The organism is Providencia sp. LY12 (assembly GCF_057621555.1).
Window position 1 is genome coordinate 1,914,458 of the sequence record NZ_CM172594.1, and the last position, 26,904, is coordinate 1,941,361.

Consider the following 26,904-nt stretch of genomic DNA (forward strand, 5'->3'; position numbering starts at 1 on the left):
TAACGTTCTGCTGTCAATCTGGCAAGGGGAAAATGTAATTTTGCGAGAGTTTGCTCGTATTTAAAACTATTCGCAGAAAAACATTTACCGCCTTACCATAAAATGCTGAAAATTACGCCAATTATCGCGTTGAACGTAATAAAACGACGCTGTCAGGTTGGCGATGGATCCACAAAATTCGTGTTGCCATACCAATAGCCGCCGCGGTGAGCCCGATAATAAATCCTAACCAGAAACCTTTTGGTCCCATCGGTTCGGTAATAAAATCGGTTAACGCCAAAACATAGCCAGACGGTAAACCTAAAATCCAATATGCTGTAAAGGTAATAAAGAAGATTGAGCGAGTATCTTTATACCCACGTAACACACCGGCACCAATGACTTGAATAGAATCTGAAAGCTGATAAAGCGCTGCATAGAGCATCAAGCTAGATGCTAAAACAACTACTTCAGGATTCTTATTATACATCATGGCGATAGGTTCGCGGAACGTACTGGTAAAGATGGCCGTTAAGCAAGCTAAACTTAATCCTACCGCTAAACCAGTATAGGAAGAGACTTTTGCGGCATCGGTAGATTGACGTCCCAAGTTATAGCCAACTCGAATGGTGACAGCGATACCCATTGATAATGGGAACATAAACATCACAGAACTAAAGTTAAGCGCTACTTGGTGACCCGCGACCGCAACAACGCCTAAAGGAGCGACCAATAGGGCAACAACCGCAAATAGGGTGACTTCAAAAAACAGCGCTAATCCAATCGGTGTTCCAAGCACAATAATGCGTTTCAGGATATCTGGATTTGGTGCGCCTAATGGCTGAGCAGGGCGAATATCTCTCTGATTTGGTGCGTGTTTAACATACCATCTCATCATCAGGCACATTGCCCAATACACCGTTGCTGTCGCCACGCCGCAACCAACACCACCTAAGGCAGGTGCTCCAAAGTGACCATAAATGAAGATATAGTTCACTGGAATATTGACCATCAAGCCAAGAAAACCAATGACCATGCCAGGTTTGGTTTTTGATAATCCTTCACACTGGCTACGGTACACTTGATAAAATAGGTAACCTGGGGCTCCCCACATAATCGCGTGTAGGAAACGAACCGATTTATCGGCTAACTCTTGGTCAATATGAGGCATGTTGCTAATGATCAATTTACTGTTATATAACAGTAACATGATACTAACACCTAAAATAAAGGCTAGCCACAAGCCTTGTTGAACTTGGTCGCCAATTAGGTTTCTGCGACCTGAACCGTTCATTTGAGCGATGATTGGCGTGAGCGCCATGAGAATACCTTGCCCTAATAAAATAGCAGGCAACCAAATAGAAAAACCAACAGCCACAGCTGACATTTCGATTTCGCTAACACTTCCCGCCATGATGGTGTCCACAAACCCCATGGCGGTTTGGGAAAATTGGGCAAAGAAGATAGGGATACCGAGAGCCAACAAGCTACGCGCTTCTGTAATATATTTCTGCACGCATACACCTTCACAATAAGTTTCGAATTAAAAAAAGAAAAAAGCGGAATGAAAATCTATGATTTACTAAAAAATCAGATAGTTAATGCTAACCCCTTATTCTATCTCTTTTATGTAACCAATCCAACATAGTTATAGATAAGAATAATAAAACAGCAGATTAGTATAGAAACCGTTTAAATGTTTTGTGATGGCAGCATAAATATAACCACTCAAATAAGATAGATCTCTGAAAATTCTTAGGTAAACTGAGTTCATTAATTCACTGCACTGAGAGTCATTATGTTTACAGGCATTGTTCAAGGAACCGCTCCAATTATCTCAATCACGGAAAGAGCTAATTTCCGTACTCATGTCATGAAATTCACACCGGAATTATTAGTGGGTTTAGAAACCGGTGCATCCGTTGCGCATAACGGTTGCTGTTTGACGGTGACTAAAATTGAGGGGGAGAACGTTAGCTTTGATTTAATCAAAGAGACATTGCGCCTCACTAATTTAGGTGACTTAAAAGAAGGGGATGTGGTTAATATTGAACGTGCTGCGAAATATGGTGATGAAATTGGCGGACATGTGGTTTCGGGTCATATTGTAACCACCGCAGAAATTAGTAAGATTTTCACCTCTGAAGATAATCATCAAGTTTGGCTATCTATTTATGATAAAGCCTTGATGAAGTATATCTTACATAAGGGATTTGTGGCGATTGATGGAATCAGCTTAACGGTTGGTGATGTTATCAATAACCGTTTCTGCGTGCATTTGATCCCAGAAACGTTGGCGAGAACAACACTGGGTAGCAAACGACTGGGCCATAAAGTCAACATTGAGATTGACCCACAAACTCAAGCTATTGTTGATACTGTTGAGCGTGTTTTGTATCAGAAAGAACAAGAAATGTTATTGAAGCAGAAACAAGAGAGTGATGACTCAGTAGACAGTGAAAAATCGTCAATCTAGTTTTCAGCTGATAAGGTTATAGCTCTATACAGAGCTATAACCTGTTGAATCGGTAGGTAATAAATTCACCGGAATATTCTATTACTTCTCACTAAAATTGACCGAAAAAATGGCATTGTCACGTTCAATCGCGTCAACAAGTTGTTTGAAATGAGCGCTTTTTTGATACATTTCTAATGCTTGTGCATTTTCCCACTCTTCAAACACAATGTAGCCATTTTCTTTTGCCATCAGGTCATACTGCAAACATCCTTTTTCCATCCGGCTGCGTTTGGCAATTTCGCTAACGATTTTCTTCGTTAAATACCCGTCCTTTTTTTCGGTAGTGATTTGGGCATATACAACAATACTCATACCATTCTCCTTATGTACTCAGAACTATCTTAATGGAGACTTTGTTTTTGTATTGTAAAAAAGCGAATAATTTGACTTTAAAAATGCCGACGGTGTCATGGTAAAGTAACGCTTAAAATCGCGATAAAAGTGGGATTGATCATAATAGCCCGTTTCAAACCAACGATAAGTATCTTGTTCTTTCACCATAGTTTTCATCACTTGCTCTAAGCGACAATTGATCTGGTACCGTTTTGGTGTGATCCCAAATTCTTTTAAAAACTCTTTTTGAACTAAGCGTGCGCTGTAGCCAATATCATCGGCAATTTCGGTAATTTTTTTATTTGGATTGTGATAAAGAGAGTCCAGAACGTGGTCAATAAAATGTGCCTTTTTCGCTGCCTTAGTGACATAAAAACACTCATGCAACTCTTTGAATGAAGAATTGGCCAATGATTTAAACCAATTATTGCTCCATATTTGGCTAAGCGGAGTAGGGATATCCGTATAATTTAACGTGCGTTGGGGAAGTAAAAAACGTAAGGCATCGTGGCGAATACGCAGCACCATCACGCTGGCATTATTCGGGATGGCGGTAAATATATTGACTCTGGGGATGATTAACTGAAATGGATTGACGGATGTATGTTCGTGAGTCGACATACTGATATTTTCAGTCGAAACCCATATTTCAGCACCTGTACCTGGGAAGATCTTAATAGCATCAGTAAATTTCTTGATAATCAAAACTGAACTAACAAATTCTTTTAATTCATCAGGAGGATAATACTGTTTCAGCATGGCTCTTCAAAACGTCATAATTGAATATGCTAATAATAGCGTGTTATAGGGAAAAAATTAACTCTATAAACGATATATTCACCAAATAACGTATTTATTAAAAATCAGTTCCGTTATTAATAATAGTAACGGAACTGATTATTATGATGCCAAAAAATAACGTTAACTAACGATTAGTCATGCTGATATTCAGTGTGCTTAATCGCATCATTGGACTTGCTAGCACAACGCTGCATGAAATAGCCTATAATCATTGGGATTACAGTAAATGCCATCACGCCAGTTGTAGCGAGTAAAGGGTCAAATGTAAGTGCAGACACTAATAAACTGGCTAAGAAACATAACCCTAATTGTAAGGCGTTTTGCAGTGCAGCGGCCTTACCACTAGCAGATGGGAACGTATTGAGGGCTTTGGCGACTGCAATTGGGTATGATGCTCCGTTCATTGCTGCCATAAAGCAAAATGGAACCAAAATCATGGTTAATGTTGGCTGCGTATAAATCGCCATCACAAAGAGAATAATCATACTAACGGCATAACCCGCTAGCAAGATTGGGAACAACGTTTCAGCGCGAACTTTAGCTAATACGAAGCGGCAGCCGTATCCCCCGACAATAAATGCCAGTGTTTGAGGGATATAACTCAAGCCGATATCCGCAGGGTTAAAGCCCATATTGCGTAGAATAAATGGCGAACCCGTTAGCCATGCAAAAAAGCCAGCGCTACACGCTGCATACACAAGTACGTTACCACTGAAAACAGGGGAGCTTAGCAAGGTAGCAAAGGAAACTTTGGTTTGTGGCTGGTTTTCTTCTGCGATGACTTTCGGTGCCACTTTTTTTAGCATCAAGGTCGGTAGCAGGAGTAAAACGCCCACCATCATCAGCACGATGAAGATAAATTCCCAGTTTTTGTGCTCAAGCACCCAGGCACCTAAAAGTGGCGCTAATGCAGGAGAAAGCGCCACTAAAGGCATGATAGAGGCAAATACTTTTTGAGTATCAGCTTCGTTATAGCGGTCGATAACGAGGGCCTGCCATAAAACCGCAGCAGAACAAACGCCAACGGCTTGCAAGAATCGAAGGATTAATAACTGAGTGGCATCGGTGACCCAAATCATTGCTAGACAGCTAACAATAAACAGGGAAAGCCCAACAATAAGGATAGGTTTGCGTCCTAATTTATCTGAAAGGCGTCCCCATAATAGCTGGGCAAACGCGAAGCCCGCTAGAAAGATACTTAATGATGCGCTGATAGCGCCTTCAGTCGTATTTAAGGTTGTTTGCATTGAACCAAAGGCTGGCAGATACATATCGATGGCTAAAAACCCCAGCATGCTTAGGCCAGCAAGATAAATCAAAAATCCAGAGGAGTTTTTTGTCGCAGTATTTGTCATAGTTTTTGCTTAATCTATATTTAAAATAATGTTGATAGTTATCTTATTGTATAGGCTATTTTTTTACGTTGTGAAACGGTAATATTTGGACTCTGCTATCAAATAATTTGAAAGGAAAGAAAATGTGGTCAGCTCATGCACTTGAAGTCATAGACGCAGTTGCTCGAACGGGAAGCTTTAGTGGTGCTGCGGATGAGCTGCATCGAGTTCCTTCAGCGATCAGCTACACAGTAAAACAAGTCGAAGAATGGTTAGCAGTTCCGCTATTCGAACGTCGTCACCGTGATGTGGTATTGACGGAAGCCGGGGCTATCTTTATTAAAGAAAGTCGAAGTGTTATCAAAAAAATGATTGATACTCGACATCAATGCCAACAAGTCGCCAATGGATGGCGCGGACAGTTCAGTATTGCTGTTGATTGCATCGTAAAACCGCAGCGTACGGAACAGCTGATTTTGGATTTTTATCGTCATTTCCCTGATATTGAACTGTATATCCACCCTGAAGTGTTTAATGGAGTTTGGGATGCTTTAGCCGATGGACGTGTGGATGTTGCGATTGGAGCGACCCGTGCTTCACCAATTGGAGAGCGCTATAGCTTCCGTGATATGGGCTTTATGTCATGGCGTTGTGTTGCGAGCCCCGATCACCCATTAGCAAAAATTCAGGGCAAACTGACAGATGATCAAATGCGTGAATATCCAAGTTTGTGCTTAGAAGATACCTCAAGAAGCTTACCGAAAAGAGATACTTGGGCGCTGGATAACCAACGTCGCTTAGTTGTGCCTTACTGGGAAAGTGGTTTAGCGTGTTTGGAAAATGGGCTGTGTGTGGGAATGGTTCCTGAGCACCGTGCAGCGCCATTGTGTGCAGAAGGCAAGCTTGTTGAGCTGGAATTAGCACAGCCGTTTCCTGAAAGCCCTTGCTGCTTAACGTGGGTTGAGAATGATACATCTCCAGCGTTGAGATGGCTGCTTGACTATCTTGGTGATAGCGAAACGCTCAACGCGGAGTGGTTTGCGAGCTAATGTGCTGAGGTAGACTTAGCGGCGATAATCAATAAATGGACCGTCAGCCACGGAACGGCGCTCAACTAAACGCGGATGAACTTCAATCGTTTGCGCATCTTCGCGTTTATTCACAATACGATCGAGCAACATCGCAAACGCCATTTGACCTAAACGCTCTTTTGGCTGGTGGATTGTGGTTAATGCAGGCGTGAAATATCGTGCATTACGCACGTTATCATAACCAATAATGGAAATATCTTGAGGGACACGTAATCCCATCTCGTCAGCCGCACAGATTGCCCCCATCGCCATGATGTCTCCACCACAGAAGACCGCAGTAGGGCGGTGCTTGTTACTGAGGATCTGCATCATCGCTTTATAGCCTGATTCTGGCTCGAAATCCCCTTGAACAATCCATTCATCTTTTAATGTGACTTTGGCTTCTTCCATGGCTTTTTTGAAGCCGGTTAAACGCCCAATACCTGTATTTCTTTCGAGAGAGCCAGGGATCACGCCAATTTCACGGTGACCACGGTCAATAAGGTAACGACCCGCTAAGTAACCACCGTGGAAAGAGTTATCAATAATACTGTCAGTGAAATCCCCGCGAGAGGTACCCCAGTCCATGACGACCATTGGGATATTTCGGTAATCTTCCAACATACCTATCAAGGTGTCAGGGTATTCTGAACACATCACAAGTAGCCCATCGACACGTTTTTGTGCCAACATTTGCAAGTACGCTTTTTGCTTACCTAAGTTATTGTGAGAGTTACATAAAATTAGAGTATAGCCTTTCTCATAGCAACTATTCTCGACAGACTCGATCACTTCTGCGAAATAGGGGGCTTCACTTGATGTTGCCAACAGACCAATTGATTTGGTGTGGTTGACTTTTAAACTACGCGCAACCGCACTCGGAGAATAATTGAGCTCTTTGATGGCGGCCCAAACGGCTGTTTTTGTATCATCAGCGACAAAACGCGTCTTGTTGATAACATGGGAGACGGTTGTGGTAGAGACGCCCGCACGTTTCGCCACATCTTTAATTGTTGCCATGAGAAGAAAAAACTCCTAACCAAAACTTGGTCTCTAAAATAATTCTAGTTAAATAATTACCTGCATATTGATGCATAGTACCTTTGCTGGCAATAATTTAGCGATTTGTTGTCGATTTTGTCTGATCTAGCGCAAAAACGAAAGAAATAATTGATGTTATAACATGTGATATAGACACTGGTTTTACGTTTTTGTGCATGTATACTGAAATAACCTTTTTATTTTATGGTTATTTGATAATTCAATTTCTTTATATGAGAGGGTCTCATGGATACAGATTTTAAATATGGATTGCTAGCTGCGTTTGGCTCTTTAGCTGTAATTATTTTGTTTGCTGTGCACATTTTCTGATTTCATTTCCATCCTATCTAATAAGGATGAGAAATAATTAAGGGCGAGTAATATACTCGCCCTTAGTCATTTTAGATCTGAACTAAAATTAAGCCAGATTTTCTTCAACAAATTTCCAGTTAACCAACGCCCAGAAGTTTTCTAAGTATTTTGGACGTGCGTTACGGTAGTCGATGTAGTAAGCGTGTTCCCAGATATCAACAGTCAGAACTGGCTTATCGTCACCAGAAATTGGTGTTGCCGCGTTAGATGTGTTAACGATAGCCAGGCTGCCATCTGCTTTCTTCACTAACCAAGTCCAACCTGCACCGAAGTTTTTAACTGCGGCATCAGTGAATTGCTCTTTGAACTGAGCAAATGAACCAAATGCTTTGTTGATAGCTTCTGCAACTTTACCGGTTGGCTCGCCACCTGCATTTGGAGCCAAGCAGTGCCAGTAGAAAGTGTGGTTCCAAACTTGAGCCGCGTTATTGAATACGCCACCTTCAGAAGTTTTAATGATTTCTTCTAAAGACAGACCTTCAAATTTGGTGCCTTTGATCAGGTTATTCAGGTTAACAACATAAGTGTTGTGGTGCTTACCATAGTGGTATTCTAAGGTCTCAGCAGAGATATGAGGTTCTAAAGCATCTTTAGCATAAGGTAGAGCTGGTAATTCAAAAGACATTGCGTACTCCTTGATTGCTTTTATTCAGTGTTTAGGGTGTTTGCTCGTAAAATGAGCGAAATTAAATGTACTTCTATTAATTAATCTACTTCTAGTGTAGTGACGTTGAGCTGTGCTGAGCTATTGCGCCGCATTGTAAGTCATGATTTATCATAACAGAATACAGGTTACAGTAAGAAAAAACCTGTTCCATGATGCTATTTATGCCTTAATTGTTAGTAAGTTGCATAATAATTATTCCACTGCGTGTCGTTATTGTCATTGAAGAGCAGGGAAATACATCAAGTGTTATTAATTTGCTAATATATTAACAAATAACTCCCATGATTACACGGCAAAAACACCCAGAGTGAATTTTTTATAGTAAAAAGAAAACGTTGCTATTTGCTTTTCACCTTTTGAGTACAGCAAATAGGAGTGCTATAGTATTCGCCTTATAAAACTGGCATATTGTATGAAACAATCACGGAACAATTTGCGATGTTTTGACTATGCCGGCGATTACACCGGTCAATGTGTTCTGTCTAATGAGTTGCCTTGCAAATGATTCAAAGTGGCTCAGTGACTGCAAAATCAGCACCCACGTTTTAGGATATAAAATGACAACTATCGAAAAAATTGAGCGCCAAGTTAAAGAAAACCCAATTTTATTATACATGAAAGGCTCTCCAAAACTGCCTAGCTGCGGTTTTTCTGCTCAAGCTGTTCAAGCTCTCTCTTCTTGCGGTGAGCGTTTTGCTTACGTTGATATTTTACAAAACCCAGATATTCGTGCAGAGCTACCAAAATATGCTAATTGGCCAACATTCCCACAGTTATGGGTTGATGGTGAGTTAGTTGGCGGTTGTGACATTATCGTTGAGATGTTCCAACGCGGCGAATTACAAGCTCTGATCAAAGAAACTGCAGACAAATACCGTCCAGCAGATGAAACCATCACTGAGTAATTAAATTGTTGAATAGGCTTTAATGCTTATATTGATGAAAACCGTATTAGCCTAAAACTAATACGGTTTTTTTGTTTTTAGGGGGCGAGGTTATTGAGGCTCACTAGGTAGTGGCCATCCACCTAATTTTTTCCATTTATTGACTAACTCGCAAAATAATAGCGCGGTACGGTTAGTATCGTATAGGGCTCCGTGGGCTTGCTTGCCATCAAATGGAATACCTGCGGTGACACAGGCTTTTGCAAGAATGGTTTGCCCAAAAACTAATCCACTCAGTGCGGCGGTATCAAAGGTTGCGAAGGGATGAAATGGGTTACGTTTTAACCCAGAGCGTTCTGCCGCATTCATAACAAAGCTGTGATCAAAATTTGCGTTATGAGCTACCATGATCGCGCGATTGCAATCGGTATTCTTCATACCTTTTCGAATTGTTTTAAAAATGGCATGTAATGCATCATATTCACTCACTGCACCACGTAGGGGGTTCGTGGGGTCAATACCTGTGAACTCCAGTGCAGAGGGCTCCAAATTCGCACCTTCAAATGGTTCTACATGAAAATGCAGCGTTTCATCAATGGCTAGCCAGCCATCTTTGTCCATTTTGAGTGTAATGGCCGCTATCTCTAATAGACCATCAGTTTTAGGGTTGAACCCACCAGTTTCAACATCTATAACGACAGGGTAGTAACCCCGGAAGCGGTTAACCAGTGAGTTAGGGTTATTTTTTTCAGACATTAGGCTTTCAATTTACAGTTTCTGGTTGGCTTTCATTATGCCAAAGGGAATGCATTTTTGCAGGTAGATACTGAAGATATTTTAGGTGATGGTTATCACCACCTAAAATATAAAATGTATGTGAGGGATTAATTTCCTAATCCTTTGCTTGCACTTTTATTTTCGATAAGCTCAATTTTATAGCCATCTGGATCTTCAACAAATGCGATAACGGTTGTACCACCCTTGACTGGACCAGCTTCACGAGTGATATTTCCACCGGCTTGACGAATGTTTTCACAGGTTTTAGCAACATCATCAACACCTAATGCAATATGACCATAAGCATTACCTAAGTCATATTCTGTTACGCCCCAGTTATAAGTTAACTCGATAACAGCACCTTCACTTTCATCGCTGTAACCGACAAACGCTAAAGAATATTTGTATTCTGTATTTTCGCTCGTGCGCAGTAAACGCATACCTAATACTTTGGTGTAAAAATCAATGGAGCGTTGCATGTCGGTAACACGGAGCATGGTATGTAGTAAGCGCATAATAGTAGTTTCCCTATAAATTCTTCAGGCAATAATGCTTAAAGTCGAATCGATTTATCTATTAATATAACGTGGCAATATGACTAAATACAGTGATTGAGGTTTATTTTTTAGTCATATCATGGCTATACTCAATTCGAGGGAGTATATCATAATTTTATGTTTATATTACGGGTGGTTAACGATGGCAGAACAACTTGAGTTTTTTGATATTCCAAGCCCTTGCCGTGGGATATGCCAGACCAACGAGCAGGGATATTGCCGAGGTTGTTATCGAACCCGAGATGAACGTTTTGGTTGGTTGCAGCTAACTAACGCAGAAAAACGTCATGTCATCCGTTTATGTCGCCAGCGATTTTTAAGATTAAATAATAAGAAAGTGGCTCAAGAAGAGATGAATGATCCTCAACAACCTCTATTTTGATTGATAATAAAACTATTAAAAATAAGATAATTTAATCAAAAATTAATTCATTTAGATTAATTCCAATAGTTACATTTCAATAAAATTTTATTTATTCAAAATGATGATGAAGTTCATTTAAATCAACTGTAAATGACATAATTTTAAGAGCAACTATATTGCTTTGTTTTTTAAGGATTTATTTGATATTGCATTTTTTATTGTTAGCTGCAATTACTATAAGGGTTAAAATAGATAGATTCGAAAGAAGAGTAAGGCTATTCTTATTAATAAGATAATTGATAGATTGTCTTATTAAGTGATTATATTGTTTTTATATGAAAAATCATGGGGGAAAGTAAGATGTATATCACTCAATGATTTATTGATGCTCACTATATATAGGTATTTATGAGGTATTGGCTCAATAAAAGGTTGTAAAGATAAAAGGGAGTTAATATATAATTCAAAAAATAATATGTATTTGGTATATTTTTTAGACATTATAATTATATAAAGGAGGGTAAATTGGAATCTCAAATTGGAACTGAATTATCTCGTGTAGTCCGTATGTGGCGAGCATTGATTGACTATCGCCTCAAACCACTTAAACTCACGCAAACACATTGGGTAACACTGCATAATATTAGCCAGTTACCGCCCGAGCAGTCGCAGATTCAATTGGCAAAGGCAATTGGTATTGAGCAACCTTCCTTGGTCAGAACATTAGATCAATTAGAAGAAAAAAGGCTCATTTCTCGTCATACATGTGCGAATGACCGACGTGCTAAGAGAATCAAACTCACAGAGGAATCGGAGCCTTTCATCAAAACGGTTGATCAAGTGATTAATAATACTCGGACAGAAATTTTAAGTAATATTAGTCATGATGAACTAAGTCAGTTATCTTTATTACTGCTAAGATTGGAGAAAAATATTCTACGCTTACAGAATGATTCATAGACTAATAATTGTATTTTATAATTGATTTTTCATTCTATGAATGTAATTCGCATAAATATATATTAATCTAATAATTATAGCCACCATTCACATAATATGTACTTCTATCTAGTTACATTGTTTTATTATGTGAGGCGGCTTTGTATTTCACTACTATGAATTAATTTTTAGATATATGGGATATATGGGATATATGGGATATTAAGGTGTAAAAATATGAATAAAAAATGTGGCTCAAGAAAGATAGAGAATTCAAATTGTATAAATTACATTTTACTTGAATGATATCAATCACAAAAATTTAATAAATTCCCGCAATGGAACTCATAGACAAAAAGATAGTAAAGAGCTCAGATTCGATAAAAAGCATTATTAATAAGCTAAAAAGTAAAACGCTAATTATGATTTAAATAAAAAATGCGTTCATCGATTAATTAGTCGGTGAACGCATTTTATCTTGAACTTATGTCAAATTATCGGGGTGACACAGTCACTGTATTTCCACTGTTTGCGATCATAACACGCTGACCTACACGGAAAGCAGCAGGATCTTGTTTCTGAACCACAACAATGTTTTTACCACTGTCTAAACGGATTTCAAGCTGCACACCTTGGCTTTTATTTAGGGCACCTTGTGCTTGTTGACCCGCTAAACCACCCGCGATTGCACCAGCTGCTGTTGCTAGCGTTTTACCAGTACCGCCACCGACGGTATTACCTAATAGACCACCGATAACTGCACCACCAATTGCTCCAATTACGTTACCATCTTCACCCGCTTGAATGGTAACTGGGCGTGCATTGAGTACGGTACCATAAGTCACAGTTTGGACTTGTTTAGCATCTTGAGCTGAAATAGTATCACCAGAAAGCGTACTTGTATTGACACAGCCAGATAACGCAACAACCGCAGCAACACCTACAAAAACTTTCTTAAGCATAATAACTCCTATGAGACTTGCTGTTCGTGGCAGTAACGTAGCATCGAAGATTTGTTCTTACCATAAGCACAACAACATCAAAAATTTGTTTTAGATAACAGAGCCTAGACTACTAATTTTGAATTAAATAATGCATCAACACTAGGTAAAATATCTCAAATTTCACCCAAAATCCCAACTCAAGGCACCCTTTGCTAAAGAATCATCTATTTTTTGACTATTTTAGAACATCAATTTATGGCAAAGGCTAAATAGGGGATTTTCACCTGTAATAAAAACTACTCACCTTAAGGTGTAGCAGATAATTACAGAATGAACCATTATAAATCAAATTTAAAAAAATGAGAGATAGCAAAGTGACTCATTGCTGCTATTTTGCTCACTATTTTCATCTCTTCTATCAATTATTTATTATTCCTGCGAAGCGCTACGAGAAATTGAATCGATCAGTTGACAAATTTTTCTCTAAAAGCACAATCTTTCCTAGTTTATCTCATCGAGTGAATAGACACGTTAAAGGGAATAATGATGATTAAATCGGGTCGCTATATCGGTGTTATGTCAGGAACCAGTCTAGATGGTGTTGATGTCGTATTAGCAGCAATTAATGATAAGTTTGTTGCAGAGCAAGCTAGCTTGAGCGCCGCATTTCCGATTGAACTGAAAAAGCGCATTCTCAATATTTGCCAAGGACAAGAAACAACACTTTCTGAATTGGGAAAAATAGACAGAGAACTTGGCACAATATATGCCGATGCCATTAATCAGCTGCTTCATCAAACGGGTCTATCTCCCGAAGATATTATTGCGATTGGTTGTCACGGGCAAACGGTTTGGCATGAACCTGATAGTGAAACACCATTTACTATGCAGATTGGTGATAACAACCGCATCGCAGCATTAACGGGAATAACGACAGTCGGTGATTTTCGCCGCAGAGACATGGCTTATGGTGGACAAGGTGCTCCGCTAGTTCCTGCATTTCATTTAGCCGTATTAGGGCATCCGACTGAAAAACGTATAGTGCTTAACATTGGCGGGATTGCTAATGTTACTGCATTGCTGCCAAATGCATATGTAAAAGGCTATGACACAGGGCCTGGTAATATGTTAATGGACACTTGGGTCTGGCGTAACAAGCAACAAGCGTATGATAAAGATGGTGAATGGGCAAAAACGGGAACGGTGAATCAGGCATTATTAAATGCGATGCTTAATGATAGCTATTTTAAACGTTCAGCTCCTAAAAGTACTGGGCGTGAATATTTTAATATGCAATGGCTAGAGCAGCATTTGGCGCATTTTAAATTACTATCTCCTGAAGATGTACAAGCAACACTGTGTGAATTGACCGCCGTATCTATCGTGGATCAAGTCAAGTTATGTGGCGGCTGCGAGCGATTAATTGTTTGTGGCGGCGGCGCTCAAAATAAATTCTTAATGTTGCGATTAGCAACATTACTGCCGGGGATTGAAGTCGCGCCAAGTGATAAATATGGGCTGAGTGGTGATGATATGGAAGCACTGGCATTTGCTTGGCTTGCCGCTCGCACAGTTTCAGGCTTATCAGGTAGCCTTGCATCAGTAACGGGCGCAAGCAGAGACAGTATATTAGGTGCGATATACCCCGCGAATGTTGATATAAAATAACCGCTTGAAAGGACAGTAAAATGAACGAACTTGAAGAGATCGATCTTGCTGCGGTACGACGTGAATATACAAAAGGTGGATTGAGACGCAAAGATTTAACGCCAGATCCTATTCCATTGTTTGAGCGCTGGTTAAAGCAAGCCTGTGAAGCGCGATTAACTGACCCGACAGCAATGTGTGTGGCAACAGTTGATGAAACAGGGCAGCCTTATCAACGGATCGTATTATTAAAGCACTTCGATGAAAACGGATTAGTCTTTTATACCAATTTGGGAAGCCGTAAAGCACAGCATTTAGAGCATAACAATAAAATCAGTTTGCATTTTCCGTGGTATCAATTGGAACGCCAAGTTCATTTTACCGGTGTTGCTGAGCGTTTAAGTCCTATTGAAGTACTGAAATATTTCCATAGTCGCCCAAAAGATAGCCAAATCGCGGCTTGGGCATCTGCTCAATCTTCACGGATTTCGGCGCGTGGAATCTTAGAAGGGAAATTTTTAGAACTTAAGCAGAAATTCAAAAACGGTGAGGTTCCATTACCAAGTTTTTGGGGGGGATATCGCGTTGTTTTTAACAGTGTCGAATTTTGGCAAGGCGGCGCTCACCGCCTGCATGACCGCTTTCTATACCAAAGAGAAGGTGATGGCTGGGTAATTGACCGATTAGCCCCGTAATAAATGGTTTTTTAGCTGGCGCTTAATTGATATGCGCTTTATGCTATAGCCTCGTTTAAGAAAATTGACAAATCATACTGGCGAGCCTTTGAGCTAAGCCTTATTTTGTCAATTTTCTACATTAAAATAGATAGACAAAATTCAACCGATGGAGTCATTGATGTCTAGCAATAACCTGATTAAACAATTGCAAGAGCGGGGCCTCGTTGCCCAGGTAACGGATGAGGATGCGTTAGCAGAGAGACTGGCGCAGGGCCCTATCTCTCTCTATTGTGGCTTCGACCCTACCGCCGATAGCTTGCACTTGGGACATCTGGTTCCTTTGCTGTGTTTAAAACGATTCCAACTAGCCGGGCACAAGCCTGTGGCGTTGGTCGGTGGCGCAACGGGCCTTATTGGCGACCCGAGCTTTAAAGCTACTGAACGTAAATTAAACACCACAGAAACCGTTCAAGAGTGGGTAGAAAAAATCCGTAACCAAGTCTCACCATTCCTTAGTTTTGATTGTGGTGATAACAGTGCACGCCTAGCTAACAACTATGATTGGTTTGGCAAAATGGATGTGCTGACATTCTTACGTGATATTGGTAAACATTTCTCCGTTAACCAAATGATCAACCGTGAGTCTGTTAAACAGCGTTTAAACCGCGATGATGTAGGTATCTCTTTCACTGAATTCGCCTATAACCTATTACAAGGTTACGATTTTGCGAACATGAATAAAGAAATGGGTGTTGAGTTACAAATTGGTGGTTCAGACCAATGGGGTAACATTACATCAGGTATTGATTTAACTCGTCGTCTGCATCAAAACCAAGTGTTTGGTTTAACTGTTCCACTGATCACCAAAACAGACGGTACCAAGTTTGGTAAAACCGAAGGTGGTGCAGTATGGTTAGATCCGAAGAAAACCAGCCAATATAAATTCTACCAATTCTGGATTAACACAGCAGATGCTGACGTTTATCGTTTCCTGAAATTCTTTACTTTCATGGAATTAAGTGAAATTGACGCATTGGAAGAAGAAGATAAAAATAGCGGTAAAGCGCCTCGTGCACAGTATGTATTAGCAGAAGAAGTAACTAAATTAGTTCACGGTGAAGCGGGTCTCGCGGCTGCAAAACGCATTACTGAAAGTTTGTTCTCTGGCGCAGTATCTGATTTAACTGAAGCTGACTTTGAACAGTTAGCTCAAGACGGTATGCCATGCATCACCCTAGAAGATGGTGCAGATCTCCAGCAAGCATTAGTTGATTCAGAACTGGTACCTTCTCGTGGTCAAGCAAGAACGGCAATCAGCTCAAATGCAGTTTCTGTGAATGGTCAGAAACAAACTGAACCAATGTATGTATTCACTGATGCTGACCGTTTATTTGGTCGTTATACACTTATCCGCCGCGGTAAGAAAAATGACTGCTTAGTTAACTGGAAATAGCTCTGACGAACCTTTGTAATATATAGCCCGGAAATCTCCGGGCTATTCATATTGGCAAATGGCTACTCACTGATTTCTCTTCATTCGACATAACAATTCTCTGGGTTTCCAATGAAAAGCGTATTATCAATTCAATCCCATGTTGTTTTCGGCCATGCAGGAAACAGTGCTGCTGCATTCCCTATGTGCCGCATGGGCGTAGATGTGTGGCCACTTAATACAGTGCAATTCTCCAACCATACTCAGTATCCACAATGGACGGGCTCAGTATTTCCAGCTCAGCATTTGACAGATATTGTCGAAGGATTAGCAAAAATCCATAAATTGGCAATCTGTGATGCCGTGTTAAGTGGTTATATTGGTTCTGCTGAGCAAGGTAATGATATTCTAGCGATTGTCCAAAGAGTCAAAGCGGCGAATCCGCAGGCACTCTATTTTTGTGACCCAGTGATGGGACATCCAGAGAAGGGATGCATCGTTGCACCAGGTGTCGCTGAGTTTCTTTGCCAACAAGCGCTAGCGGCGAGTGATGTGATTGCACCTAACTTATTAGAGTTAGAAACTTTAGCGAATGAAAAAATCTCGACGGTAGAGCAAGCTGTACAAGCTGCACGTCGGTTATGTCAGCAAGGCCCTAAAACTGTATTAGTTAAGCATTTAAGTCGTGCTGGCTATCGTGCAGACCGCTTTGAAATGATCTTAGTCACTGCGGAACACAGCTGGCATGTTAGCCGCCCACTAGTGGATTTCGGTGAAAAGCAGCCTGTGGGAGTCGGTGATTTAACGAGTGGCTTAATGTTGGTCAATATCTTAAAAGGTGAGCCACTCGATAAAGGCTTAGAGCATGTTGCCGCAGCCGTTTATGAAGTGATGCTGAAAACCAAAGAAATGGGTGAGTACGAACTACAGTTAGTTGCAGCTCAAGATTTGATGGTTAGCCCTCAACATAAATTCTGCGCCACTCAGTTAGACTGATTGAGCATAGTAGTGACTTACTAAATATAGCAATGAAAACAGCGCCGAATGGCGCTGTTTTTGTAAATACGATTTATGCGATAGATTACTTTTTCAGTAACCCTTCTGCTTCTAATGCCTCTTGTACTTTTGGACGCTTCGCAATCTTCTCACAATATTCGTTCAGATGGCTTAATGCACTGATATCAACACCAACTAAACGAGTCCAGTTGGTGACGGTAAACAGATACGCATCAGCAACACAGAAATCACTTTTAGCAACAAAATAAGGCTGATTTTTCAGAACATCATTCACGTACTGGAATTTTTTCAGTAAATTTGCGCGAACAACATCTTTATATTCTTCAGGGGTATTTGGCGCAAATAATGGGCCAAAATTCTTATGCAGTTCAGTAGAAATGAAGTTTAGCGCTTCTAACTGATGGTAGCGCTTCATTGAACCAGGTAGGGCAATTAAGTTTCTATTTGGGTTTTGATCTGCAATATATTGAACAATCACAGCACCTTCAGTTAATTGCTCATCATCATCTAAAACGAGAGTAGGAACTTGACCTTTCGGGTTAATCTCTAAGAAGTTTTCACCCGTTTCTGTGATTTTCTCTTTTAAGTTAACACGAACAATACTGAAATCTAATCCTGCTTCACGCAGAATGATATGAGGAGAAAGTGAGCAGGCACCGGGAGCGTAATACAATTTCATCATAAAACTCCTAAGTCATAGAATGGTCATCATTATTGTTCTTCCAAGTATACACCAGATTTAAAAAGAGAATTGCCAAAGGATGCGGGGTGGCTCTCAATATCTAAAATCACACTAATATATGGCAAGCTTACGATAGACGAGTATTTCTTAGGGAAATTGTCTATTTAATTGATAATTCATTAAAATTAAGAATGTTACAGGAGAGGAATCTGAGAGGGTTCTGTTATAATTTTGCCTCTCATTGAGCTATTCTCTCAATCCTTAGTCACATTTTATGAGCTGTCAAAATGGCATCCATTTTTCACAACCTTAATTACTTAACCAAGCTAGATGCCATCTTAATGGCTCATAAACCGAATAGTAGTAAAGGATTAAAACGCTTTATTCTTGAATTTTGGTTTTTTGGTTTAATTAATGCTCGTTCTTGTCTGTTTGCTGGTTTCTTCTTTTTAGCTTTATTCCTAGTGCCAGCTAAAGGCATTCTAGGTATTCCTCGTTATGATGCCTTATTAATTTTCGCGGTATCTTTTCAAGCGTTTTTGGTTTGGTCAAAATTAGAAACGTGGGATGAACTAAAAGCCATCTGTGTATTCCATTTAGTCGGCTTTATGATGGAATTATTCAAAACCTCTGCGACCATTGGCTCATGGCAATATCCTGATGAGGCGTATACCAAACTTTGGGGCGTTCCGCTGTTCACTGGGTTTATGTATGCAGCAGTCGGCAGCTATATCATTCAATCATGGCGCTTTTTTAATGTCAGAATTGAACATTATCCACCTTATTGGATGGCGACATTAGTGGCTCTAGCCATCTATATTAACTTTTTTAGCCATCACTATATTGATGATTATCGTTGGTACTTAACGGCATTTATATTTGGTTTGTATGCGCGCAGTATGGTGTTTTACACCCCATTAGATAGGGAACGTAAAATGCCACTATTACTTGCATTTATGCTGATAGGGTTCTTTATTTGGTTGGCGGAAAACTTCGGAACGTTCTTCGGTGTTTGGCAATATCCAAATCAAATTGGCGCATGGTCGATGGTGCATGCTGGGAAGTGGGGAGCATGGTCGCTACTGGTGATTGTGACTTTCACGATTGTGGTGCATCTCAAACACATAAAAAGTTGTGTTTCGATAGCGCGTTAGCGGCAGGTTTTTCGTTAAAGGACGGGAGAGTTGATTCCCCCGTCTTTCTGTCATTACAAATCTTGTCGCCACGCATCAATAGATAGAGGTTCACCAAAGTGACTTTCAATCAGCCGACGCGTCACGTCATGAAGTGGAGCCGCTAAAACTTCCGCGGTATTTCCTCGCTCAACCACTTCACCTTTATCCATCACGAGCATTTTGTCACTAATATGCTTCATCATGCCTAAATGTTGGGTAACGTAGATATAGGCGATATCTTGCTTAGCTTGTAAATCGAGCATTAAGTTGATGATTTGCGAACGCATCGACATATCCAGCGAGGCAAGTGCTTCATCAGCAACGATAATTTCTGGTTGCAGAATTAACGCGCGGGCGAGGGCAATCCGTTGTTTTTGACCCGATGCCAGCATATGTGGGTAATACTCCGCGTGATCGGCCAGTAGCCCCACTTGGCGCAGTGTTTGAATAATGCGTCTTTCCCGCTCAATTCCCGTTAAGTTGGTATTTAGTTTTAAAGGTAATTCTAGGGTTTGACCAATACGCTGGCGCGGGTTTAAGGAGGTACTTGGATCCTGAAATATCATGCGAATACGTTGGCTTCGGTAGCTATAATCGCCAAAACTTAGCCGTTGACCACGGATCAAAATCTCTCCGCCAGAAGGTTCTGTCACGCCAGACAACATACGAGCCAAGGTGGATTTCCCTGAGCCGTTAGCGCCGATGATCGCTAAAGTCTGCCCCGCTTGTAGGTTGAAACTCAGCGGCTTGACGGCTTGTAATTCATGACGACGAAATAACCCTTCACGAAAACGGAACGTTTTTGTCAGGTTACGTACCTCAAGTAACGTTTCCATTAGGGTTGTTCCTCGGTATTCAGTGGATAATGGCAGGCAACCAGATGCCCCTTAATACTGCGTAGTGGTGGTGCATCGATACAGGTTCGTTGCGCGTAAGGGCAACGAGGCCCCAAACGGCAGCCAATCGGCAAGTGTTCCAATGAAGGGATAGCCCCCGGCAGCGTATTTAAACGACCTTTATGAGGGATAGGGCTTTCAAAATCAGGAATAGAGCGAATCAGTGCCTGCGTATAAGGGTGGCGAGGTCGCTGTAAAATATCATTCGGTGTGGCGCTTTCTACAGTCTGACCGCAATATAGGACATTAATTCGGTCAACCAATTTAGACATCATTTCCATATCGTGGCTGATCAGCAAAATTCCCATATTATTGTTTTGGTTTAATTTATCCAATAAACGGAAAATTTGAGCCTGCGTGGTGGATTCCATCGCGTTGGTGGGCTCATCCGCAATCAACAAGCGAGGTTGATTGGCAATCGCAATAGCGATCATCACTTTTTGGCATTCACCATCCGTCAGTTCGTACGGGTAACTGTGCATGATATCTTTGTGATCTTTGATACCCACACGGTGCAATAATTCAATTGCTCGGCGTTTTCGCCAATTAAAACGCTGCCACCAACGCCCTTTGTATGTCCAGCTTGGGATAGATTGAATTAGCTGTTTCCCAATATCAGCCGCAGGGTCAAGACAGGATTGCGGTTCTTGGAAAATCATCGAAATATTATGACCAATCAGGCGACGACGCTTACGTGGACTGAGTTTTAATAGGTCAATGTCTTGGAAGCGAAAACGGTCAGCAGTTACGCGGATATTATCTTTGGTGATCCCACAAATGGCTTTAGCAATTAAGCTTTTACCGGAACCCGATTCACCCACTAAGCCACGAACCTCGCCTTCAGATAAGGTCATGGAGACACGGTCAACGGCTTTGACGGGACCGTTAGCTGTCATAAATTCAATGGTTAAATTACGAATATCAAGTAATGGCATTATTCCACCCCCGAATTAATCGCTCGGTGCAGTCCATCACCCAGTAAGTTCACAAATAAGACACTCGACATAATCGCAACGCCGGGCAAAATGACTGTCCACGGTGCCACATAAATCAATTCTAGCGTATCGCCTAGCATCGCGCCCCATTCAGATGATGGGAGCTGTGCGCCTAAATCTAAAAAGCCTAATGCCGCAATATCCAAAATCGCAATGGAGAGGGCGCGGGTCAATTCAGTGACCAAAATAGGGGTGATATTTGGCAGTACCGTGTACCACAAAATAAAGATGTTTGAGGCGCCATCTAAACGTGCCGCCACGATGTACTCTTTATCTAGCTCATCATGCACGGCAACATAGATAGTTCGTACCATACGAGGGATCAGCGCGAGGCAAATTGCAAGCATCGCATTGGTTAAGCTGGCACCCATAAATGCCACCACGATGATTGCCAATAGTAGAGAAGGAATCGATAGCAAGGTATCCAGAACGTGGTTAAACACAGCGGATTTGAGTCCACGGGTCATACCCGCAAGGCAACCTAACACTAAGCCGATTATTGTCGCAATCGCAGTGACCAACAAGGCTGAGCCGAATGTGGATTTAGTACCAATCAAGAGACGGCTTAAAATATCGCGTCCTAAATCATCCGTACCAAAGAAGAATGCCACTTCACCGTAGTGTGACCATGATGGCGGCGTAATTTGGTAACCCAAAAATTGTTGGTCGATGGCATAAGGTGCTAAATAAGGTCCTACAAAACAGAGAATGATTAAAAAAATCACCCCAAAAAAGCCGATCATTGCCAGTATGTCGGAGGAAAAAATATTCCATACCACCCGTGTCGGGGATGGCATTTTCTGTTCACGATAAAAATTATCTGAGGACATACCAATCCTTATGTTTTAACGGGTCCATCATTGCGCCTAAAATATCGGATAACACGTTCACGGTGATCACCAATGCGCCAATTAACATCACGCCTGCAGAAATCGCCGAGTAGTCTCCTTGGCGGATTGCAGTGACCAACCAGCGACCTAATCCCGGCCAGTTAAACACTAATTCTGTCACCATGGTTAATGTTAGCATCGTGGAGAACTGTAGCCCTAATTTCGGGATAATCGGCGGTATGGCGTTATGAAAAATATGGCGGCGAATAATTTTAAAGCGAGAAAGCCCGCGAGTGGCGGCAGCTTTAACATAATTTCTGCTAGCTACTTCATCCGTACTAATGCGGACTAACCGAATCACTTCGGTGGTTGGCGCTAAGGCGAGTGTGAGTACTGGCAGGATCATATGTTCTAACACATTGATGATCATATCTTTACGGTATGGCGAATCCGAAAGCCACGCATCCACAAGGGCAAAGCCTGTGACTGGCTTCAGGTTATAAAGTAGGTCGATTCGTCCAGAAACGGGCAGCCATCCTAAGTGAAGCGAGAAAAATAGGGTTAGCACTAACGCTAAAACGAAGACAGGCACGGAAAAGCCCAATAGGGCAAACGTGCTGATCGCAATATCAACGGGTTTGTTTCGCCAGAAGGAGGCAATCATCCCTAGCGGGATCCCGACAAACAATGCAAATAAAAAGGCGAGAATGCACAATTCCATGGTGGCAGGGAATGTGTCTTTTAGTTGCTCGGTGATAGGTTCTCCGTTAATGCTTGAGACGCCGAAATCGAAATGCAGTAAGCCATCAAAATAGAAAATATAGGCATCAATGAGTGATGCGCCGCTGAGAGGCGCATTTGGCGTAAAGTAGCTTAAGCTGAAACTGACCAGCGACAAAAAGAAGACCGTCACCAGCAACAGCAAAAATCGTCTCAGTGAGTAGATGATCATGGTTGCGGCTCCTGCTGCCGAGGTGGTGCTTTTTTCGGCTCTTGCATCTCGCGATAAACGCCAGCAAATGAAGTATTGCCGAACGCGCTGATCACCAACCCTTTCATATCAAAACGATAAGCTTGTAAACGCAGCGAGTAAGCTAATGGCAATATAGGCAGTTCTTCCGCAAGAATTTGTTGTGCTTGATGATAGTAATCAATGCGGTCTGCCAGCTCTTGCGTCAGTAAGGCTTTATGCAAAACATCATCAAATTTAGAATCACACCAATGGCTTAAGTTGGTTTGTGAGCCAATGGCGGCGCAACTGAGCAGTGGACGGAAGAAACTATCTGGGTCATTACTGTCCGTTGTCCAGCCCGCTAATGTCATATCGTGGGAGCGATCCATTAATTGATTTTCTTGGAAGCGACCTTCCACTGAGCGGATACTCATGATGACCCCCACTTGGGCGAGGTCTGCTTGGATTAATTCCGCCATTTTCAATGGGCTAGGGTTATAAGATTGAGAGGCGACAGGAACCCATAGTTCTAATTTTAATTTTTCTAACCCCATTTCCTGCAGCATTTGTTTGGCAAGTTCAGGATTGTAATCGGTTATTTTTGTTTGATTATCAAATGCCCAAGATGCACGGGGGAGAATCGATGATGCCGTCTCTGCGGTACCATAATAAATGGACTGCATGAGTCGCTCATTATTAATGGCATAAGAAATTGCTTGGCGAACCTTGAGTTGGTCGAGAGGCGGCTTGCTTGTATTAAACGCAAGATACGCAATATTCATTCCCGAACGCATGGAAATACGCAGGCGAGGGTCATCACGTAGCACTTTTAACTGACTTGCGGCTGGGTAGGCGAGGACATCGCACTCACCAGTGAGCAGCTTAGAAATGCGTCCTGTACCACCCGCTCCCATATCCACCACCACTTCTTCCATGCGTGGTTCACCTTTCCAGTAATCTTTATTACGCAATAAACGGACAAACTGTCCAGCTTGGTAATCATCAAAATAGAATGGTCCAGTACCTACAGGGCGCCAATCAATCATCTCTTGGCGATTGCTAGCCGAAAGCTCATCCGCATATTCGGCAGATAAAACGGGCGCGTAGTGAGTCGCCAAGTGCCATAAAAATGAGGCATCTGGGGATTTTAATCGAAACTCAACGGTGTAGTTATTCAGTTTTTTAATACTTTCGACGCTGCTCGCAAATTGCAAACTGTCAAAATAGGGGTAGCGCCCGCCATTAATGAAATGGTAAGGATTGCTGGTTTCAAACATGCGGGAAAAACTGAATACCACATCATCTGCATTCATATTACGCGTTGGTGTAAACCAAGGTGTGGTTTGAAACTTAACGTCTTTTCTCAGATGTAGCCGATAGGTCGCACCATTATCTAAAACTTCCCAGCGGGAAGCCAACTCTGGGATCAGGCGATACGTAAAGGGGTCAACATCCAGTAGGCGGTCATACAGTTGTGCGCCTAGGGGATCAATAATTAACCCGCTACTGGCGAGTTGTGGATTAAATGTGGTGACAATGCCATTGACGCAGTAAATAAAGCCATTTTGGCGAATATCAGCTGGGACATCATTGGCAATGGTGTCTTTGTAGCTTATGTCTGTTTGCTCTGCCAATGTTGAAAGAGAAACAGTAAATAAAAACCAAAGAGTTAAAAGGCGCATAGAGCTAATATCGTTGACCTGAATTGCCTTATTGTAGCGTAAAAATAGGGTAACAGGGTATAAGCAAAATTTGTGGTGATATTTTGTGCATAGCGCCGAGGGAAATGAGGGTTTTTAACTGTAAATGAGAATCAACAAGGCTATATCTAATTGTAATGGTTACTATTATTTTTAATTCAATCTTAATGAGAAATAATCGCATTAAAATGCTTTACAAATGATACTAATAACTATTATCATTAACTCAGTCTCTTGAGTGCTTAGCTTTAGCAGACAAGGCATGACATTGCTCACATTGCTTCCAGTGTTTTATTGCTTTCAGTGTTTTAGTTATATAGCCAGCTCGGGTGCTGGCTTTTTTTTGCGTAAAAATCAGCTTTCCAAACTAATTTGATGCTTCTTTATTAATCCTCGAAATTGGTCATAGCTCAGCGATAGGCATTGGGCAGCTTTGCGCTGATTAAAATTGGCTTGGCGTAGCGCCTCTTCCACATACTGTTTTTCCGATTCTAATTGCCATTGGCGTAAGTCAAAGGGAAAAACGGGTGTCAATTCGGGGTTTTCTGATGACGCTGCGGGTATCTCATGAAGCTCTGCTAGTTTCTCACCAAAGGGATCTAAAATAATCGTATCCACCGGCAAGTCACTTTCCCCATGTCGATAAACGGAGCGCTCGACAACATTCTTCAGTTCGCGAATATTACCTGGCCAAGAATAGCGAATCAGTGTTTGCTGAGCGTTGTCAGAAAAACCAGTGAAATAAGCACGTTTTAACTCACGAACCATACCAATGGCAAAGTGCTCAGCCAATAATAAAATGTCAGGAACACGTTCACGTAATGGCGGCATGCGGAGCACTTCAAAGGCAATTCTATCTAGCAGGTCAGCGCGAAAAAGTCCTTGGCGAGCCAATTCTGGAAGGTTGGCGTTAGTGGCACAGACCAAACGAACATCTACTTTTAATGACTGACTTCCGCCTACACGCTCTAATTCGCCATATTCAATCACACGTAACAGTTTTTCTTGTACAGACATCGGAGCGGTTGCCAGTTCATCAAGGAACAATGTGCCTTTATCTGCACGTTCAAAGCGACCTTGATGGCGTTTCTGCGCCCCGGTAAACGATCCTGCTTCATGTCCAAATAATTCAGAATCCAGCAAGTTCTCATTGAGTCCGCTGCAATTTAAGGAGATAAAAGGCTCTTGCCAGCGGGGAGATAGATAGTGAAGGCGATCCGCGATTAACTCTTTACCTGTTCCTCGTTCGCCAATAACAAGGACAGGTTTATTTAGCTTGGCAAGCTCAGAAGCACGTTCTAGGACATCAAGGAAATTACTCGATACACCAAGAATAGTATTGTTAGTCTCTTTCATGGTTATTTTTACCAAATTTTGGTTAACTTTACCTGTGATTAACTATAGTACAAATAACTGTCGATAGGTATCGAAATAATATTTTGTTATTTATTAGCTAGTTATGCCATTCTGTAAAAGTTGGCACGCCAATTGCTATCTTAGAGTTGTAAAAGATTTTGATTGAAATAATTATCGGTTTAATAATTTCAATTTTATATTCATGGAGCATCACGTATTGGTTGGACGCCAACATCGGGTTGAGGCTCTACAGAAAGATAACATCCATCAAGAGGATATAAATTATGGGTATTTTTTCACGTTTTGCCGACATCATTAATGCCAACATTGCTTCACTGCTTGATAAAGCTGAAGATCCGCAGAAAATGATCCGCCTGATGATTCAGGAAATGGAAGACATGTTAGTGGAAATCCGTTCCACCTCAGCACGTACATTAGCTGAGAAAAAAAGTTTAGAGCGCCGCGTTGAAATGGGCGAAAAACAGATTGCCGAATGGCAAGAAAAAGCGGAACTGGCATTAATCAAAGATAAAGAAGATTTAGCTCGCGCAGCATTGATTGAAAAACAAAAAGTCAGTGCAATGGTCGATACGCTAAAACATGAGCTGATTATTGTTGATGAAACGCTGACTCGCTTAAAAGGCGAAATCACGGAGTTAGAAAATAAACTGCAAGAAACGCGTGCAAAACAGCAATCAATGACCGTACGTTTAGAAGCGGCACAATCAAGCCGTAATGTTCGTCGCCAGTTAGACAGTGGTAAACTGGATGAAGCAATGGCGCGTTTTGAACAGTTCGAACGTCGCATTGACCATATGGAAGGCGAAGCGCAAAGCTACGGTATTGGTAAACAACGCTCTTTAGAACAGCAATTTGCTGAGTTAAAAGCGGATGATGAAATTAGTGCACAGTTAGCCGCGCTTAAAGCTAAAATCAATAAAGACGAATAATATTCAACACGCAAG

The 26,904-nt window shown here is 41.4% G+C and carries 28 protein-coding genes; 12 read left to right on the forward strand and 16 right to left on the reverse strand.

The window, feature by feature from the left end; translation table 11 throughout:
* Positions 1-121 precede the first annotated feature (121 nt).
* Complete coding sequence (locus ACY3ZI_RS09060) at positions 122-1,495, reverse strand: MATE family efflux transporter (RefSeq protein WP_036953546.1); 1,374 nt, start codon at positions 1,493-1,495, stop codon at positions 122-124.
* A 282-nt stretch (positions 1,496-1,777) separates the two neighbouring features.
* Between ACY3ZI_RS09060 and ACY3ZI_RS09065 the strand changes: the two genes are divergently transcribed.
* On the forward strand, positions 1,778-2,455 hold the full coding sequence (locus ACY3ZI_RS09065) for a riboflavin synthase subunit alpha (protein WP_487377205.1): 678 nt from the start codon (positions 1,778-1,780) through the stop codon (positions 2,453-2,455).
* An 81-nt stretch (positions 2,456-2,536) separates the two neighbouring features.
* Here ACY3ZI_RS09065 and ACY3ZI_RS09070 read toward each other — a convergent pair whose 3' ends face one another.
* The 3 genes from ACY3ZI_RS09070 to punC form a co-directional block, all read right to left on the reverse strand.
* On the reverse strand, positions 2,537-2,809 hold the full coding sequence (locus ACY3ZI_RS09070; protein ID WP_036953541.1) for a putative quinol monooxygenase: 273 nt from the start codon (positions 2,807-2,809) through the stop codon (positions 2,537-2,539).
* 24 nt (positions 2,810-2,833) lie between these two features.
* Positions 2,834-3,589, reverse strand: a complete 756-nt coding sequence (locus tag ACY3ZI_RS09075) for a helix-turn-helix transcriptional regulator (protein WP_487377207.1) — start codon at positions 3,587-3,589, stop codon at positions 2,834-2,836.
* A 173-nt stretch (positions 3,590-3,762) separates the two neighbouring features.
* Positions 3,763-4,986: a purine nucleoside transporter PunC gene (gene punC, locus ACY3ZI_RS09080; RefSeq protein WP_487377209.1), complete on the reverse strand. Its 1,224-nt coding sequence runs from the start codon at positions 4,984-4,986 to the stop codon at positions 3,763-3,765.
* Between the two features lie 122 nt (positions 4,987-5,108).
* Here punC and punR point away from each other — a divergent pair, with 122 nt between their 5' ends.
* Entirely contained in the window at positions 5,109-6,014 is a 906-nt protein-coding gene (gene punR / locus ACY3ZI_RS09085; protein ID WP_487377211.1) for a DNA-binding transcriptional activator PunR, read from the forward strand.
* Between the two features lie 15 nt (positions 6,015-6,029).
* On the opposite strand, the gene purR is transcribed toward punR, so the two are convergent.
* Entirely contained in the window at positions 6,030-7,055 is a 1,026-nt protein-coding gene (gene purR / locus ACY3ZI_RS09090) for an HTH-type transcriptional repressor PurR (RefSeq protein WP_006660078.1), read from the reverse strand.
* A 267-nt stretch (positions 7,056-7,322) separates the two neighbouring features.
* Here purR and cydH point away from each other — a divergent pair, with 267 nt between their 5' ends.
* Positions 7,323-7,406 (forward strand): cytochrome bd-I oxidase subunit CydH, encoded by an 84-nt coding sequence (gene cydH / locus ACY3ZI_RS09095; protein WP_108479009.1) that lies wholly within the window; start codon positions 7,323-7,325, stop codon positions 7,404-7,406.
* An 88-nt stretch (positions 7,407-7,494) separates the two neighbouring features.
* Here the strand turns inward: cydH and sodB are convergent, their stop codons facing one another.
* Positions 7,495-8,073, reverse strand: a complete 579-nt coding sequence (gene sodB / locus ACY3ZI_RS09100; RefSeq protein WP_211885350.1) for a superoxide dismutase [Fe] — start codon at positions 8,071-8,073, stop codon at positions 7,495-7,497.
* 599 nt (positions 8,074-8,672) lie between these two features.
* Here sodB and ACY3ZI_RS09105 point away from each other — a divergent pair.
* A complete protein-coding gene (locus ACY3ZI_RS09105) occupies positions 8,673-9,020 on the forward strand; it encodes a Grx4 family monothiol glutaredoxin (RefSeq protein WP_036953526.1) in 348 nt (115 codons plus the stop codon).
* A 90-nt stretch (positions 9,021-9,110) separates the two neighbouring features.
* Here the strand turns inward: ACY3ZI_RS09105 and rnt are convergent, their stop codons facing one another.
* Together rnt and gloA are read right to left on the reverse strand one after the other, a co-directional pair.
* Positions 9,111-9,755, reverse strand: a complete 645-nt coding sequence (gene rnt / locus ACY3ZI_RS09110) for a ribonuclease T (protein ID WP_006660075.1) — start codon at positions 9,753-9,755, stop codon at positions 9,111-9,113.
* Positions 9,756-9,883: 128 nt separating this feature from the next.
* A complete protein-coding gene (gloA, locus tag ACY3ZI_RS09115; protein ID WP_211885351.1) occupies positions 9,884-10,291 on the reverse strand; it encodes a lactoylglutathione lyase in 408 nt (135 codons plus the stop codon).
* A gap of 184 nt (positions 10,292-10,475) precedes the next feature.
* Here gloA and ACY3ZI_RS09120 point away from each other — a divergent pair, with 184 nt between their 5' ends.
* Complete coding sequence (locus ACY3ZI_RS09120; protein ID WP_036953518.1) at positions 10,476-10,715, forward strand: DUF1289 domain-containing protein; 240 nt, start codon at positions 10,476-10,478, stop codon at positions 10,713-10,715.
* A 507-nt stretch (positions 10,716-11,222) separates the two neighbouring features.
* Entirely contained in the window at positions 11,223-11,657 is a 435-nt protein-coding gene (slyA, locus tag ACY3ZI_RS09125) for a transcriptional regulator SlyA (protein WP_036953515.1), read from the forward strand.
* A 473-nt stretch (positions 11,658-12,130) separates the two neighbouring features.
* On the opposite strand, the gene ACY3ZI_RS09130 is transcribed toward slyA, so the two are convergent.
* Positions 12,131-12,598: an outer membrane lipoprotein gene (locus ACY3ZI_RS09130; protein WP_036953512.1), complete on the reverse strand. Its 468-nt coding sequence runs from the start codon at positions 12,596-12,598 to the stop codon at positions 12,131-12,133.
* 525 nt (positions 12,599-13,123) lie between these two features.
* On the opposite strand from ACY3ZI_RS09130, the gene anmK reads away from it, so the two are divergent.
* The 4 genes from anmK (at position 13,124) to pdxY (ending at position 17,332) form a co-directional block, all read left to right on the forward strand.
* Positions 13,124-14,248 carry an anhydro-N-acetylmuramic acid kinase gene (anmK, locus tag ACY3ZI_RS09135; RefSeq protein ID WP_230082496.1) on the forward strand — a complete coding sequence of 375 codons (1,125 nt, stop codon included), beginning with the start codon at positions 13,124-13,126 and terminating at the stop codon, positions 14,246-14,248.
* 20 nt (positions 14,249-14,268) lie between these two features.
* On the forward strand, positions 14,269-14,922 hold the full coding sequence (pdxH, locus tag ACY3ZI_RS09140; protein ID WP_187129015.1) for a pyridoxamine 5'-phosphate oxidase: 654 nt from the start codon (positions 14,269-14,271) through the stop codon (positions 14,920-14,922).
* A gap of 160 nt (positions 14,923-15,082) precedes the next feature.
* Positions 15,083-16,357, forward strand: coding sequence for a tyrosine--tRNA ligase (gene tyrS, locus ACY3ZI_RS09145; RefSeq protein ID WP_036953505.1), 1,275 nt, complete (start codon positions 15,083-15,085; stop codon positions 16,355-16,357).
* A 111-nt stretch (positions 16,358-16,468) separates the two neighbouring features.
* Positions 16,469-17,332 carry a pyridoxal kinase PdxY gene (gene pdxY, locus ACY3ZI_RS09150; protein WP_211885353.1) on the forward strand — a complete coding sequence of 288 codons (864 nt, stop codon included), beginning with the start codon at positions 16,469-16,471 and terminating at the stop codon, positions 17,330-17,332.
* A gap of 85 nt (positions 17,333-17,417) precedes the next feature.
* Here the strand turns inward: pdxY and gstA are convergent, their stop codons facing one another.
* Positions 17,418-18,032, reverse strand: a complete 615-nt coding sequence (gene gstA / locus ACY3ZI_RS09155; protein ID WP_154628001.1) for a glutathione transferase GstA — start codon at positions 18,030-18,032, stop codon at positions 17,418-17,420.
* 290 nt (positions 18,033-18,322) lie between these two features.
* Between gstA and ACY3ZI_RS09160 the strand changes: the two genes are divergently transcribed.
* Positions 18,323-19,189, forward strand: coding sequence for a DUF817 domain-containing protein (locus ACY3ZI_RS09160; RefSeq protein ID WP_211885354.1), 867 nt, complete (start codon positions 18,323-18,325; stop codon positions 19,187-19,189).
* Positions 19,190-19,242: 53 nt separating this feature from the next.
* Here the strand turns inward: ACY3ZI_RS09160 and sapF are convergent, their stop codons facing one another.
* The 6 genes from sapF to pspF form a co-directional block, all read right to left on the reverse strand.
* Positions 19,243-20,046 (reverse strand): putrescine export ABC transporter ATP-binding protein SapF, encoded by an 804-nt coding sequence (sapF, locus tag ACY3ZI_RS09165; protein WP_154603991.1) that lies wholly within the window; start codon positions 20,044-20,046, stop codon positions 19,243-19,245.
* Positions 20,046-21,041, reverse strand: a complete 996-nt coding sequence (sapD, locus tag ACY3ZI_RS09170; protein WP_211885355.1) for a putrescine export ABC transporter ATP-binding protein SapD — start codon at positions 21,039-21,041, stop codon at positions 20,046-20,048. The genes sapF and sapD overlap by 1 nt, the downstream gene beginning before the upstream one ends.
* Positions 21,041-21,931, reverse strand: coding sequence for a putrescine export ABC transporter permease SapC (gene sapC / locus ACY3ZI_RS09175; protein WP_211885356.1), 891 nt, complete (start codon positions 21,929-21,931; stop codon positions 21,041-21,043). The genes sapD and sapC overlap by 1 nt, the downstream gene beginning before the upstream one ends.
* Positions 21,918-22,883 carry a putrescine export ABC transporter permease SapB gene (gene sapB / locus ACY3ZI_RS09180; protein WP_487377217.1) on the reverse strand — a complete coding sequence of 322 codons (966 nt, stop codon included), beginning with the start codon at positions 22,881-22,883 and terminating at the stop codon, positions 21,918-21,920. Before sapB ends, sapC begins: the two co-directional genes overlap by 14 nt.
* Positions 22,880-24,565, reverse strand: coding sequence for an ABC transporter substrate-binding protein SapA (gene sapA, locus ACY3ZI_RS09185; protein WP_487377219.1), 1,686 nt, complete (start codon positions 24,563-24,565; stop codon positions 22,880-22,882). Before sapA ends, sapB begins: the two co-directional genes overlap by 4 nt.
* A gap of 372 nt (positions 24,566-24,937) precedes the next feature.
* A complete protein-coding gene (pspF, locus tag ACY3ZI_RS09190; RefSeq protein ID WP_487377221.1) occupies positions 24,938-25,939 on the reverse strand; it encodes a phage shock protein operon transcriptional activator in 1,002 nt (333 codons plus the stop codon).
* 284 nt (positions 25,940-26,223) lie between these two features.
* Here pspF and pspA point away from each other — a divergent pair, with 284 nt between their 5' ends.
* Positions 26,224-26,889 (forward strand): phage shock protein PspA, encoded by a 666-nt coding sequence (gene pspA / locus ACY3ZI_RS09195; RefSeq protein ID WP_006660058.1) that lies wholly within the window; start codon positions 26,224-26,226, stop codon positions 26,887-26,889.
* Positions 26,890-26,904 lie beyond the last annotated feature (15 nt).